The following is a 14060-nucleotide window of genomic DNA, read 5'->3' on the forward strand; positions in this document are numbered from 1 at the left end:
GCCCTGCCCTCGCTCCCCCTTGCCCGATTTCGTCCCCTCCTCCGCGTCCGCGAGCCCCAGCAGCTCGTCCGAGGAGATGCGCAGCCCCGAGCACATCCGCAGCAGCGTCTGGACGCTGGGCAGCATCTTCCCGCGCTCCAGGCGGCTGTAGACCATGTGCGCCAAGCCCAGCTTCTCGGCCACCTCCGCCTGCGTGAGCCCGAGCTGCGTCCGGGCCTCTCGGGCGGCACTTCCAATTCGGGTCGCCAGTTCTTCGTTCATGCGTCGGGGTACCAGGAACACCGAGAACCAGGTCTGGCGCGGGCAGGGGGCCCGCGCCTCGGGGACGCCCCTTCCTGCCGCATCTTGGCGGCCGTGTCGATGCGCGATCAGCCCCGTCACGAGGCGGCACCGGGCCTATTGGCCGGACCCACCGGGAGCGGGAACCTCCAGGGCCTTGCTGCCCAGGATGAGATCCACGGGGACACGGAGGACACCGCACAGGCCCACCAGCGTGGGGAGGCTGGGAAGCAACCTGCCGCGCTCCAGACGGCTGAACACCAGCGTCGGCACGTGGATGGCCTCGGCCACCTGGGCCTGCGACAGGCCCACCCGATGCCGGGCGGCGCGGACATTGGTTCCGATCTGCTGGGAGAGCTTCGCGTACATGAGGAGACCTGGGAGAAAGAGGAGAATACCGCGCGGGCGGCACTCCGAGCATACAGCTCATCAGGTTCAACGATAGTATCCGCTCAAGGTTTACCCTTCTCCTGCGCCACTTCGCGGGGGGACTCGTACGAGATCCGCTACCGGTTGAAAGCATGTCGAGGAACGCCGCCCCCATACGCCCCGCCGAAGGAGAGGACACTTGAGCCCGCGTCTGCATCCCGTCGTCCCCCCGGGCACGGACATCGGCGGGTACCTGGTGGAGGAGAAGCTGGGAGCCGGGGGCTTCGGTGCCGTGTACCGAGCCCGGCGTGGAGGGCGGCTCTACGCGCTCAAGCTCATCCCGCTCTGGGGGCTGGCCGAGTGGGCCGAGCGCGAAGTGGCCATCCTCCTGCGGCTCAAGCACTCCAATCTGGTGCGCATCCGTGGGCACGGACAGTGGCCGGACGAGGAGCCCCAATACTTCTTCATCGTCATGGACTACGTGGAGGGGCGCCGGTTGGACGTGTGGGCCAAGGAGGAGAACCCCTCGGCCCGAGAAGTCGTGCTCAAGGTGCGCGGCGTGGCGCGCGGACTGGGCGCCGCGCACCGGGCGAAGGTGGTGCATCGAGACCTGAAGGAGAGCAACGTCATCGAGCGCGCCTCGGACGGCGAGGCAGTGGTGGTGGACTTCGGTGCGGGCGGGTACGAGAGCGCCCCCAGCATCACCGGCGGCGTGCTGCCACCGGGCACGCCGGAGTACCGCGCGCCCGAGGCATGGCGCTTCCAGCAGGAGCACGGGGACGAGCGTGGCCACTCCTACCAGCCCGGCCCCTCGGATGACCTGTACTCGCTGGGCGTCGTTCTCTATTGGCTCCTGACGGGCAGGCAGCCCTTCCTCCCGGACGAGGCCGCAGGGGTGGAGGCCGTGCTCAACCGTGCGCCCAAGCCGCCCCATGTGCTCAACCCGCGCGTGCCCGAGGCCCTGAGTGCCGTGTGCCTGCGCCTGCTGGCCAAGGAGCCCGAGGAGCGCCACCCGGACGCCGACGCGCTGTGCGCGGAGCTGGAGGCCCTGCTGGCCCAGACGGACGAATCCTGGGACGTGAAGCTCTGCGACGCCTATGGCCCGGACACCGCCACCACGCTCGCGGAGGTGCCGCACGCGGGCGAAGACGAGCTGGTGCAGTGGCTGAAGAAGCGCAAGGCCCGGCCTCGCCGGGGGCCGCGTCCGCCAGTGGAAGATGCCGCGCACGATCCGGAGTCAAACGCAGCGGCCATTCAGGCCGAGCTGCCGCCTCCAGTTCCCGCTCGCCCCGGTCCCACACCTGCTCCGCCCCCGGCACAAGCCCGTCACCTCCATGCCCTGCGCGCGGCCATCTGGATGGGGCTGCTGGTGATCTTGGGCGTGGGCGTGCTCGTGATCGCGCGCAACCTGCGGTCCTCCTCTCGTGCTCCGGCCGCACGTCACGCCTTGGAGCCTCGTTCCAACGCAGCCTCGTTCTCACCGTCAGCCGCCTCCACGTTCACGCTTGCGCTCTGGGCTCCCGGTCAGGAAGTGGCGGCCCCCTGGATGCCACCGGAAGCTCAGGAAGCCGCAGCCGCGCTCAATGGCGCGCCCACCCTTGCGGCCGTCGCCCTTCCCGCGACGCTCTCCGAGGAGAAGGCTTCCGTGAAGATGAAGAAGAACACCGGCGTGTCCCCTGGCAAGGCGCTCGGCCTGGGGATCGCGGCCTGCCTGACGATGGCCTGCCCTGGCCCCCAGGTGCGCCCGACGCCACCGCCCGAGGACTGCCCCCCGGGAGCCGTTGAGGCGATGGAAAAGCTCGGCATCAAGGTGGGGAATGAAAGGCTTCAGGTGACCTGGTCTGCGCGCGGGGAGAACTCCGGGCGCCGCTCCGTGAAGGAGGGGTGGACCAGCATCCGCGTCTTCTCAGGCAGCCACGAAATCGGAATGCACCCGGATACCATTCTGTCCGGGAAGCTCATTTTCGGAGATCGCGTCTACGGCCGCTTCACCGAGGCCCGGCTGCCCAAGGGAGGTGGCACCGTACGCGTGTGCATGGAGCTGCGGGACGGGTCCGGCAAGCGTGGTCTGGAACGAGAACCCGGCTCCACGGAGGGCAACGTGAAGGTCTGGGACACCGGGTACGTCCGGGCAGTGGATCGCTTCGAGTAAGCGCACCCGGGCGCACGCGTGGTTCGCTCGGGGCGTGGTAGGGGCGGCGCCTTGGGCCTATATGTTCGCGCCCACTTCGGAGGACTTGTCTCGTGTCCGCGTCAGCACCCATCGCCCTGCTGGTCCTGGTGGCCCTCCTTGGCTGGACGGCCCACGCCGATGAGCCGTCACGACTCCCAGCCTGCGACTCGACCCAGGAACAGATCACGCTCCCGGACGAGCCCGAAGGCAGGGTGTACGAAGTCTGCATCAGCCCGGGCTTGGCGACTTTGATTGTCTTCTTCTCGGCCGAGTTGAAGCGCGAGAGCCTGACGCTGGAGGGAGCCGACCGATTCACGGTGGTGGAGGCAGGAAAGCGCAGCATCTCGCTTCTGCCCTCCGAGAACGTGGTTCCTGGTGAAAGGCTGAAACTGACGGCCCGCTTCGCGGACGGAGAGTCCCCCGCGAGCATCAGCTTCGTACTGGTAGTGCATCCGGCCCGTGCCACGCGCCAGGTGGAGGTCTTTCGCCAGAAACGCACCTTGGCGTCCTACCAGCAGGCGGAGAAGGAGAAGGAACTCCAGCTTCAGCAGTGCCGCGAGGAGACGGTACGACTCCGCTCGGAGTGTGGCGGGCCACGTGGCTTGACGGGACTCCTGGCCGCGATGCGCATGGACAAGAACGGGGTTGTGGCCAAGAACATCATGCAGGGCGTCAGTCTGCATCCAGCGAGTGCCCTCAGTCTGCGGAGCGCCATCAGCTACCGCGCCAGCGGGCTCGTGGCGGTGGAGGTGTCGCTGGAGGCACCCGCCGGGGCGTTACCGTGGACTGCGGCCGGAGCAGAGCTGGTGGGCCCTGGCCGCCGCACGCTGCGCGCGCTGCCTCCCTGGCAGAGTGAACCCATTGACCCCAGCGTGATTGATGGCCGGGTTGTGATCGAGGCAGAGGCGACGGAGCGGGAGACCCAGGGCAGCTTCAGACTCAAGCTATGGAACGAGGATGGAACCCGAAGCGTGATCGTCTCCGGGGTGACATTCCCGTAGGGGTAGCCCGCCAAGTTGCTGCACCTACACACCCACTTACAAATTGCTTATTCCGCGTTCGACCTGGGCGTCCAGGTCTCTACGATTTCAGATACCGAGTGAACTCCTCTTTGAGATCGGGGAATTGTTGCACGATCGCCCTGGCAACAACGCGCCACTGAGTTCCCCGGATCCAATGACCAGTGAGCGTATCAGTCTCTACCGCAACGATCTTGAATTCACGGGATGGATCCCAGAAATTGCCGACCGCTCGCTCCCGGACCCAAATAGATGCTCCACTGATGCCCTCAAGCGCCTCGCTGCCGTTCCAGGCAACCCGGATGTGAAGTTCTGGGATCGGCTTAACCGCCGTAACCCCCAGCACCGGCTCAGGACCGGCATACGGGCCATCTTCGTGGATGAAAGCCTTCTTGTAACGTAGAATACCCGCCTTGTACTGGCCGCGCTGCGATGGGAACCCGAAAACTACGTAGCGGTCATCCACCCTGGGTGCCCGAGTTGAAATTGAGTTTAGATCGAGAAAACGCCGTTCATCGATCTGTTCGATCACCTTGTCGGATAGGTCGAAGAATCCAACATCAAGTTCCTCGTCCAGAACGCCATGCAGAAGACCATCAAGCGAAATGATATCGCTCGTATTGTTGCGGATCCCTGTGCGCTCCTGCGGAAACCCGAGGAGCATACCCATCCGGGTTGCACGATCCATCGCAGAGATAACGTGCCCAGCAGTCACAATTAGCCGCTTGGGACCGATACGGATCAGCGTACCCGAGCCGAAAACCTCTGCCTCCTCGGAGCCCTCGGCCCCCTTTTCAGCAATCAACGGTACGACGTGCTGATTGAAGAACTGCTCCTCCGCAACTTTCGCAGCAGTGCCAACGATCTCGTCCATGTAGGTGACTTTACCATGGCCGGGGTTCACAACCCGGTTCTGACCTACCCCGAGATCGTGGCTCCAAGCCGAAGACTCCCTCTGCGCAGTACTCGGAGGGCCGCCCCCATGACTTGGCCCGGGTATGAGCCCGCAGCGAAAAGCATCTATCCCGCCTCAAGCAGCGGATCGTGGGGTGATGATTCATCGGCAACCGATCCATACCCAAGCCGTACCCAAGATGAACGGACGCGGGTGGACCTCCATGGACGCCACCCGCCCCATCCAAGAGAGAAAGTGGCCGACCCTCAATCCCTCTGCGCACCTCGCGGATCGGGGTGGCGGGGTTCAAAACCGGGAGGGGCGCTGAGAGGCGTCCCTGGTGAGTTCGATTCTCATGCTCTACCGCCACTTATTTCCAAGACCCAAGCCTGGCATAGTTCCGCGAGATAAATTCGCTCATCTTTTCGTCACTGCCTTCATATGTGATCCACGCGTTCTTCAGCTTCTTCACGCTGGACGCGAAGCGCTCCAGATTCTGATGGAAAGGTGGCTTTGAAAGTGGCGTGACGCGAATGACCCTACACACGGTCTCTCGGTTGGCGCCGTTGCATTCCACCGCAGTGTAAAGCCATTTCCGAAAATAATCATGAATCATCCACTTCTTGAGACGCTTGCGATGAAAGGCCTGCACCGTCAAGCGACTGCCTCGGTGACAAAGCCATGCAACGCCGTCCTTGTCGATCGCGAAACAGCCCTGGACTGCGGTGTTTGCCTCAAGGGGAATATTGACTTCAACGTTCGGTGAATATGTCGAGGTGGGCTTTTCCAGGCTCAGAACAATCGGCCGACCAGACTTCATTAGATGCTCGGTGCTGAATCCAACCGCGAGGTTTCCGCCCGTCCAGAGCCAGGTCGGAAAGTACGCGGAGGAGCCATCGGGAAAACTCCAGTGCCTTTCCTGAACCGGACCACAGGACCTGAGAATCTTCTCTACGCTTTTGAGTGCCCGCTCCATTCCCGGAGCATCTGTAAGGATTCGCATGCCTTCCATCCGATCTCGTCGTGAAACAAGGAGGGCGCCCGGAGCGCGATCGTCTCCAGCGTGACATTGCCGCAACTCCCCACCGTGCTGCCGCCCCTCCTCCACGCTGGATTCGCTATTCTATCACGATTTCTTTGTGTGGTTTCTCTTGCACCCTGGTGAGGGCGCCAGATGCATGGGGGGTAGCCATGATGCCGCACAGAAGGGCTCTCCTGCTGGGTCGGCCGGACGCGCGCTTGCACCACGAGGTGCTGGAGGACGCGTTCTCGGACGCCTGTTTCCTGGTGCTGCAATGGGAACGGGCCCTCCTTTCGCCCCGCTACACGCTGGCGGAGGTGATGCACGGGCCTGAGCGGCGGTTGCGCGCGCACCTCGGTGTGCTGGAGACGGGCGGTCCCGAGGTACTGGCGCGAATGGCCCATCCGTTCATCCAGGAGCACGACTCGGAGAAGGTATGGGTGGCCTCATTGCTCCTGCTGGCCCGGGGCACGGACAAGGACGTGGCGGCCGTGCTGGAGGTCCTGCAACGAGGGGAGGAAGCGCCGCGCAGGGCCGTGGTCCGTGCGCTGGAGCTGAGCGAGCGCCCCGGGCTCGTCACGCACCTGCGACCCATGGTGGAGCACGAAGCGGCGCCGGACGTGGCGGCGGCGGTGCTCCACGTGCTGACGGTTCGCGGCGAGTCGCCCGGCGCGGAGGCACTGGCACGCGCCCTGGCCCACCCAACACCAGAGGTGAGGTTGGCGGCGTTGCGCGCGGCGCGGCGCTTCCCCTACGAGGCGGACGCAGCGGGAGTCACACGCGGCTTGGACTCGGTGGCACCGGAGCTGCGCGCGGCGGCACTGGCGGCCGGACTCGTCCAGGACCCGCGCACGATGTGGCGCGCGTGCCACGACGCACTGGAGGCGCCGGACGTGGCCGGGCGCACCGCCCGGCTCCTCCTGGCAATAGGAGGCGAAGCGTCCGGCGTGGAGGAGCTGACGCCCCTGCTCGCCCAGCCAGCCTTGCGCGCGGACACGCTCTGGGCGCTCGGGTTCTCCGGCCACGTGGCGGCGGCCGAGGCTTGCATGCCGTGGCTGGACGACGCCTCGCTGGGGCCGCTGGCGGCCGAAGCCTTCTCGACGGTGACGGGGCTCAAGTTGGAGGGCCGCACCGCGCGCGAGCGCGAGGACGAAGAGGAGAACGAAACGCAGCCCGAGGACGAGCGCACACCGACGTGGCCGGGCCCGGGCCACGACCTGCCCGTGCCGGTAGTCGCCGAGGTGGAGCGCTGGTGGGCCGAGCGGCGCAAGAACTTCAATGCGAGCACGCGCTACCTCGCGGGCCAGCCATTCACGGCGGCGCGGCTGGTGGAGGCGCTGGAGGTGAGGCCCATGCGCGGACGCGGACCGCTGGAACTGGAGCTGGCCCTGCGCACCGGCGGGCTGCTCAGCGTGGAGGCGCGCACCTGGACCGCCGTGCAGCGCATCCAGCTCCAGGCAGCCCATGGACAGGTCGCCCACGTACGGATGCGTCCCCTCACCACCTGAATTCGTCGCTGAAGTACCAGCAGCCCACGAAGGGAGCAGGGCATGAGCAACAACGTTGGTGCCAATGGGCGCAGCGTGGTGCACCAGGACTCAGGCGGAACCACGGTGGCCTTTCCGGACGTGTGCAAGACTCCGAGCCCGGCGGGGCCAGTGCCCATTCCGTACCCGAACGTGGCGAAGTCCTCGGACGCGGCCCAGACGGCGAAGACGGTGGAGGTGGAGGGCAACCCCCTCTGTGTGAAGGACTCCACCTTCTCCACCAGCACCGGCGACGAGGCAGGCACGGCCGGAGGCGGTGTCTTCTCGGGCAAGACGAAGGGCAAGGCCGAGTTCGTTACCTGGTCCTTCGACGTGAAGGTGGAGGGCAAGGGCGTGGCGCGGGCCCTGGACCTGATGACCCATAACGACAAGAACACCCCGCCCTTCCCCCTCATGCAGCCGCCTGTGGTGGCCGTGGGCGTGCCCCCCGAGAAGGTGGCCTGCCTGTGCTGCAAGAAGAAGCAGTAGGAGGCACGCGCCCCATGCTCACGGTGACGGGGTTGGGAATGATGACGGCGGTAGGCTACGGCGCGGTGGGCACCGTGGCCGCCCTGCGCGCGGACCTGAGCCGCCCACACCCCCACCCCAGGTTCCGGATGGTGGATGGCGAGGGTGGAGAAGCGGCCGTGGTGGGCCACCCCGTGACGGGCTTCGCGGAGGGCTTCACCGGACCGGGCGCGTGGGTGCGGCTGGCCCTGGGCGCCTTCGCGGACCTCATGCACGGCGCGGAGCTGCCCCCGGTCACGGACGAGAACTTCTGGGGCCGCACGGGACTGGCGCTGCTGGGGCCCGCCGCCGACGCGGAGCGATTCCCCGAACTGCTGGACGAAGCGCCCGACGCCTGGGAGCGGCTGTATGCCCGCCCCGTGGTGAATGCTCTGCGCGTCCCGTGGGCACCGGGACACGTTCGGCTGTTGGGGCTGGGGCACTGTGCCCTGGCCGAAGCCCTACAGCGCGCCGGGGAGGATGTGGCCACGCGCCGTGTGGACCGGGTGGTGTTGCTGGCCGCTGACTCGTACCTGGACGCGGAGAGCCTCGCGTGGCTGTGCGGCCAGGGACGGCTGAAAGGCGCGCTCGGCCCGATGGGGACGATGCCGGGCGAGGCAGGCGCAGCCGTCCTGGTGGAATCCGACACCATGGCGCGCGCACGGCGCGCGGCGCGGGGCGGCCGGGTGCTCGCGGTGGCCATGTCGGAGGCGTGGGAGAAAGAAGAACCAGCAGCCCCCGAAGAAGTCGGTCGCGCCCTGGCCGAGGTCGTCCGGCGCGTGCTCCCGGAGCGGCGCCCCTTCGTGGGCAACGTTCTCCTGGATCTCAACGGCGAGGCGTGGCGGGCCCAGGCGTGGGGGCACGCGCAGATGTACCTCACGCGCGAGCACCTGGACTTCGAGCGCTGCCGCATCACGGTGCCCGCCGAGAGCCTGGGCGAGACGGGCGCGGCGAGCGGCCCTCTGGCCGTGGGCGTGGCGGTGGGCTCCTTCGTCTGGGGCCACAACCCCGAGGGCCAGGCGCTGGTCCTCTCCCTTTCGGAGTCCGGTAGGGTGGCCGCGATCCGCCTGGGCAGCGAGTGAAGTTCCGGAGGTTCATGTCATGGCTGACGGTTCCCACATCCTCAACAGCATGCCCGTCATCGCGGTGCTGGGACGCAACCCGAACACGTACCGGGACAACGGCCGGACCGAGCTGAAAGCCAACGCTGGGCGGCGGAAGCGCGTCTACGACAACAACGCGAAGATCATCGAGTACCTGGAGTTCTACGACGTGGACCCACGCGACAAGGGCGTGCCCAAGCACTCCCCGGCGCACGCGGCCCTCTACCACTTCGAGCACTTCATCACCGGGCAGAAGCCCTACTCCAACATCGCTCACCACCTGCTGCCGTGCGAGGTGTTCATCCCGAACGAGGTGTTCACCGAGGAGGAGTTGGAAATCCTCAAGCGCGTGGACTACGACGTGAACAACGGCAAGAACATCATCTTCCTGCCGGGCTTCTCGCACGCGGTGGAGGTGTACCTGCTCGGGCGTGGGAACACGTCCGGCTCCGAGCTGTGGAAGGGACTCGGCGAGGACGCGCAGCGGCAGCACAAGGAAGCGTGGCAGAAGAAGGCGCAGAGATACTGCAACGTGCACCGGCTGCCCTGCCACTACGACTTCCACCACGACTACACCGACAAAGTGAAGGCGGACTGTGCGCGCCTGAAGCAATTATTGCGCAGCCAACTCGGCATGGTGTGCGAGGACTGGAAGCCCCCTGAGTCCATCCCGGAGGAATTGCTCGGCCTCCAAGATAAGTATTGGGGCTACGTCGTGAGGTTCGGTGAGAGCCGACCGCTGGGGGCCGGGGCGAGCATCAACGCGCTCATCAAGATCAAGCCTCCAAAGGGCAAGCTCAGTTCCTAGAAGTCTTGTCGCAGCTCATCTGCGAGCCAACCATATGGAGGACGGGCGTGAAGTTCTATCCCTGGGTCAATGACGATGAAGACGATGCCTTCGCATGGATCACGAAGGACTCGGACTTCCTCATGCACTGCATGGACTCCTATTTGCTTCATGAAGGGGTCGCGGTGAAGCACTGGTTCCCGACGGACACCGTGTTCACGCTGGCGGACCACCATGGAATCAAGCTGACGGACTTCATCCCCAACACCCTGCACCTGCTTATCGTTTCGGAGAAGCTGAAAGGAGTATTGGAGGAAAAGTCGGGTGCTGCGATTGAGTTCCTGCCGGTGCGCATTCGCGACCAACGGGGCCACAACATCCAGGAACCCTATTTCATCGCCAACGTCCTGGGGACCGTTGAGTGCCTGGATCGAGAGAACTCGAAGTTCCGTACTTCGGCCATCCGGCCCGATCAGGTCTTCACGTTCTACAGACTGTGCCTGAACGACTCCAAGGTCCCGGCGGAAACCAAGATCTTCCGACTCAAGGAGCAGACGGATCTCATCATCGTCCGGGAAGACCTCGGGAAGGACATTCTGCGCGCGGGATGTGACGGAATGATCTTCCAGGAGATGGACGAGTACGGGCTCGAATGGGGTGACCCAGAATGACTGCCCCGAACATGCGTGCCGTCGAGGCATCCGCGAGCGCCAAGGCCGCATTGCTGGAGGAGGAACTGGAGCAGGGGCAACGTCCGCCGGAGGAGGTTGAGCGCATCCTCTTCCACCTGTCGCGGTACACGCGCGCCGCCGCCATCGCCCGGTTGCTCGCGTACGCGGATAGGGCCACGTTCCGCGAGCGGTTGGTGCGCTCCGGCGAGGCTCGACGCCGGTTGCTCCAGTGGGCGGCGGGCGCACGGCGGCCCTTCAACCGCTTCACCGCGACGGGCCACTACGGGCCGCTCTGCGACGCGCTGGCCGCCGGGGCGGACACGCTGGCCCACGACATTGCCCGCCTGTCGGTGGACACGCCCGTGAAGGGCCACGAGTTCGAGGAGGACTTCCTCTACGCGCGCCTGCTGGGCCTCATGGCCACCGGAGACGACTCGGTCCCCGGTCGCGCGGAGCCGCTGCTGGACGCCCTGGAGAGGGTCATGAACGGTCAGGACTTCCCCCGGCTCGCCATGTGCCGAACCCTCCTGGCGCGAGAACAAGAGGGCTTCGACGCCGCCCTCCAGGCGCTCCTGGATGAACGAGATCGCCACTTCCACGCGCAGGCGAAGTCCTTCACGCCCAAGGATGAAGAGGCGGAGACGGAGCCATTCATCTTCGTGGAGGGCCTGGCGCTGCTGCGTCTGGCGGCGCGTCGCGGGCTCACGGTGCAAACCGACTACCTCTTCCTGCCCAGCCTCGCCCGTGCGAACTGACACGAGGGGGACGTCATCGCCGGGATGTCCCGGGCCGAGTCCGAGCCGAGGCCGGAAGGATGACCTCATGCCGAAGCAGTTCTTCAAGTTGACCGATGATGTGTACCGCTCCGGACGGTGGGAGTTGGGGCATCCTCTCGATCACGAGGGCCGCAAGCTCGATGACCCATGGCAGTTCAGGATCGGTCAGCGGGCTCACTCGGACGAGCGCATCAGGATCCCCATCAAGATCTCCGGCAGACCGCTCGACTATTCCCACGCGGCATTCAGCATCCCCGTCGTCCACGCCCGGGTGGCCTCCCTCTTCACCGAGGTGGCGCCCGACGACGTGCAGCTCATCCCGGTGGAGATCGGCGCCCAGCCCGCTCAGCACTTCATCCTCAACGCCACCCGGCTGGTGAAGTGCATCGCCGACGCTGCGTGCGAGGAGGTGCGTTACTGGACCCCGGAGGACGGGATGCCCGAGAAGGTGGGTACGTACTCCTCGGTGTCCGGGATGCGCATCGACCCGGCGAAGGTGGAAGGCGCCAAGGTGCTCCGCACCTGGGGCTGGACCGTGGCCCTGATCGTGTCCGAGGAGATCAAGGAGGCCCTGGAGCGCGCGGGCATCACCGGCGTGAAGTTCACGGACGTCACCGGCCCCGGTGCAGCCAATGGCTCCTGACCCCTGCCGTCCCCACCCTCGTACCCAAGCCGTACCCAAGATGAACGGACGCGGGTGGACAGCCATGGACGCCCCACCCGCCCCACTCCAGAGGGAAACCGGCCGACCCTCAATCCTCCCGGGCACCTCGCGGATCGGGGTGGCGGGGCTTCAAAACCGGTGAGGGGCAGTGAGAGCTGTCCCTGGCGAGTTCGATTCCCGTGCCCTACCGCCACTCGTTTCCCTCTATAAAACCGGTGTTGGGAAGCCGGTGCGGTCGGGGCGAACTGGTCACCGCCGTGCAGAGGTGGCCGAGAAATTACGTCCCTTTTGCGTCCCGAGCTGCGCTGCTCCGCGGCATTGATGCTTCCGAGCCTATGGAAGCCGGGGTTGGAGGCGCGGACCTGAAGCGGCTGCTCGCCGAGCGGCCCTCTCTCGTCGGCATCGCCGTGCCTGGTATGTCCATGGGCTCGCCCGGCATGGAGGGTCCTCGCTCGGACCCCTACCAGGTGCTCGGCATCCAGAAGGCGGGCGGCACGCACGTCTTCGCGAGCCACCCGTAGCGCGGCCCTCCGGCGAACGTGACTGCGCGGGTTACAGATCCGCGCAGGCTCGAAGCCCGTCGGCACGACCGCATCACCACTTCTCATCGGCGGCGCAAGAAGCGGCGCTACGGCCAGGTTGTGGTGGTGTTTGACCCTGCGTTAGAGGTGACGTCCTTCCATGCTCCTGCGTGTCCTTCCAGTGCTGCTGATGCTCGGGCTGCCCGCCGTGGCGGACGCGGCCGACGCGCTGGCGCACGTATGCAAGGGCCGTCTGCAGCTGCGCGTGGACTGCTGCTGCCACGAGCGGGAGCCGCCTGCTGCACCCGTCGGGCCTTCGGCCCGCGCAGATGCGGGGCGCGAGGGCTGCTGCGACCTGCTCGAGGCCGCGGCGCCAATGTCAGCTCCGGCGACGACGGCCCCGTCTTCCGCGCAGGCCGCGTGGGCCGTGGCCCTGCCGCCCGCGCCTGCTACCCAGGTGCCGCTCGCCGAGGAGCAGCTGCCGCCCACGTGGCGGCGGAGCCGCGGGGTGCACCATGCAGCGGCTCCGCCGCTCTACCAGCGGCACTGCAGCTACCTGCTCTGAGCTCCACCCGGGTCCGTTGAGTCCCGGGCGGCAGCCTCCTCGCGAGGCACGCGCCGCCCGGTGTTCGTCCGCGCCGGGAGCCCCACTCAAGGGAGGCCCGCCGGCGGACTTCGCCCGCTGCTGGAGTGCCCACCCCGATGTCCCATCCCCCACCGGTGCGCGGCCCGGCGCCGCACGCCCCTGAAGTCTCATCCTCGTCTCTCGGCGCGCTGTCGCGCGCAGTCCTCGCGCTGCTGGTGCTCGGGCTCATTACCGCGGGCGCGCTCGGCGTCTCGCGCTGGAGCGCGGCGCGCACCATCCCCGCCCGCGCGCCGCTGCCCGACACCGTCCCCACCACGGGCCGGGTGCATGACTTCGTGCTCGAGGCGGCCCCCACCACCCTTCCCCTGCTGGATGGCCGAGGGCTCGAAGTGTGGGCGTACAACGGCCAGGTGCCCGGCCCCACGCTGCGCGCCACCGTGGGCGACACGGTGCGCGTGCGCCTCACGAACCGGCTGCCGCAGCCCACCACCATCCACTGGCACGGCATCCGCCTGCCCAACGGGATGGACGGCGTGCCCGGCGTGACGCAGCCCCCCATCGAGCCGGGAGCGAGCTTCACCTACGAGTTCCAGGTGAAGGACGCCGGCACCTTCTGGTTCCACCCGCACCTGCGCGGCAGCGAGCAGGTGGAGCGCGGGCTCTTCGGCCTGCTCATCGTGGAGGAGCCCTCGCCCCCCGCGCACAGCCGCGAGCTGGTCTGGGTGCTCGACGACTGGCGGCTGGACGAGCGCGGGCAGATCGACCCGCGCTTCAACACGCGCGGCGACCTCGCGCACGACGGGCGCTGGGGGCAGGTGCTCACCGTCAACGGCGCCTTCCAGCCCACCGTGCGCGTGCGACCCGGGGAGCGGCTGCGGCTGCGGCTCGTCAACGTGGCCAACGGCCGCGTCTTCTCTCCGGCCTTGCGCGGCGTGGATGCGCAGCTCATCGCCTTCGATGCGCTCGTGACCGACCGCCCGCTCCCCGCGGAGGGGCTCACGCTGGCGCCGGGCAACCGCGCCGACCTCCTGCTCACCGTCCCGCCGCAGCTGCGGGGCGGGCGCGTGCAGGTGGTGGACCGCTTCGGGCGCGGGGAGCGCGTGCTCGCGGAGCTAGAGGTGGAGGGGAAGCCGGCCGCGCCCCCGCAAGCCCTGCCCCCGCTG

The 14060-nt window shown here is 67.1% G+C and carries 16 protein-coding genes; 12 read left to right on the forward strand and 4 right to left on the reverse strand.

All coding sequences use genetic code 11. The features are described from left to right. A partial coding sequence (locus tag HG543_RS42480) for a helix-turn-helix domain-containing protein (RefSeq protein ID WP_169350655.1) occupies positions 1–261 on the reverse strand: 261 nt, incomplete at its 3' end. A gap of 135 nt (positions 262–396) precedes the next feature. Further along, positions 397–648 carry a helix-turn-helix domain-containing protein gene (locus HG543_RS42485; RefSeq protein WP_246357699.1) on the reverse strand — a complete coding sequence of 84 codons (252 nt, stop codon included), beginning with the start codon at positions 646–648 and terminating at the stop codon, positions 397–399. A 199-nt stretch (positions 649–847) separates the two neighbouring features. On the opposite strand from HG543_RS42485, the gene HG543_RS42490 reads away from it, so the two are divergent. Next, the gene (locus HG543_RS42490) at positions 848–2800 is read left to right on the forward strand and encodes a serine/threonine protein kinase (RefSeq protein WP_169350656.1); all 1953 of its coding nucleotides are present in this window, start codon (positions 848–850) and stop codon (positions 2798–2800) included. A gap of 92 nt (positions 2801–2892) precedes the next feature. Further along, positions 2893–3822, forward strand: coding sequence for a DUF2381 family protein (locus HG543_RS42495; RefSeq protein ID WP_169350657.1), 930 nt, complete (start codon positions 2893–2895; stop codon positions 3820–3822). A 79-nt stretch (positions 3823–3901) separates the two neighbouring features. Here the strand turns inward: HG543_RS42495 and HG543_RS42500 are convergent, their stop codons facing one another. Together HG543_RS42500 and HG543_RS42505 are read right to left on the reverse strand one after the other, a co-directional pair. Continuing rightward, entirely contained in the window at positions 3902–4714 is an 813-nt protein-coding gene (locus tag HG543_RS42500; protein WP_169350658.1) for a trypsin-like serine peptidase, read from the reverse strand. A 391-nt stretch (positions 4715–5105) separates the two neighbouring features. Beyond that, entirely contained in the window at positions 5106–5747 is a 642-nt protein-coding gene (locus tag HG543_RS42505; RefSeq protein WP_169350659.1) for a hypothetical protein, read from the reverse strand. A gap of 179 nt (positions 5748–5926) precedes the next feature. Between HG543_RS42505 and HG543_RS42510 the strand changes: the two genes are divergently transcribed. The 10 genes from HG543_RS42510 to HG543_RS42555 form a co-directional block, all read left to right on the forward strand. Further along, complete coding sequence (locus HG543_RS42510) at positions 5927–7264, forward strand: TIGR02270 family protein (protein ID WP_169350660.1); 1338 nt, start codon at positions 5927–5929, stop codon at positions 7262–7264. A 42-nt stretch (positions 7265–7306) separates the two neighbouring features. Next, positions 7307–7771 (forward strand): DUF4150 domain-containing protein, encoded by a 465-nt coding sequence (locus HG543_RS42515; protein ID WP_169350661.1) that lies wholly within the window; start codon positions 7307–7309, stop codon positions 7769–7771. Between the two features lie 14 nt (positions 7772–7785). After that, a complete protein-coding gene (locus HG543_RS42520; RefSeq protein ID WP_169350662.1) occupies positions 7786–8871 on the forward strand; it encodes a hypothetical protein in 1086 nt (361 codons plus the stop codon). 19 nt (positions 8872–8890) lie between these two features. Beyond that, positions 8891–9700 (forward strand): AHH domain-containing protein, encoded by an 810-nt coding sequence (locus HG543_RS42525; RefSeq protein WP_169350663.1) that lies wholly within the window; start codon positions 8891–8893, stop codon positions 9698–9700. 47 nt (positions 9701–9747) lie between these two features. Then, complete coding sequence (locus tag HG543_RS42530) at positions 9748–10350, forward strand: imm11 family protein (protein WP_169350664.1); 603 nt, start codon at positions 9748–9750, stop codon at positions 10348–10350. 11 nt (positions 10351–10361) lie between these two features. Next, complete coding sequence (locus HG543_RS42535) at positions 10362–11105, forward strand: Imm49 family immunity protein (protein WP_169350665.1); 744 nt, start codon at positions 10362–10364, stop codon at positions 11103–11105. A gap of 67 nt (positions 11106–11172) precedes the next feature. After that, positions 11173–11769 (forward strand): imm11 family protein, encoded by a 597-nt coding sequence (locus HG543_RS42540; protein WP_169350666.1) that lies wholly within the window; start codon positions 11173–11175, stop codon positions 11767–11769. A 356-nt stretch (positions 11770–12125) separates the two neighbouring features. Next, complete coding sequence (locus tag HG543_RS42545; protein ID WP_169350667.1) at positions 12126–12311, forward strand: DUF411 domain-containing protein; 186 nt, start codon at positions 12126–12128, stop codon at positions 12309–12311. 160 nt (positions 12312–12471) lie between these two features. Then, a complete protein-coding gene (locus HG543_RS42550; protein WP_169350668.1) occupies positions 12472–12876 on the forward strand; it encodes a hypothetical protein in 405 nt (134 codons plus the stop codon). Between the two features lie 137 nt (positions 12877–13013). Further along, positions 13014–14060: multicopper oxidase family protein (locus HG543_RS42555; protein ID WP_169350669.1), on the forward strand; the 1047-nt coding region annotated here is incomplete at its 3' end.

The sequence above is a fragment of the Pyxidicoccus fallax genome (genome assembly GCF_012933655.1).
Classification (GTDB): Bacteria; Myxococcota; Myxococcia; order Myxococcales; family Myxococcaceae; genus Myxococcus; species Myxococcus fallax.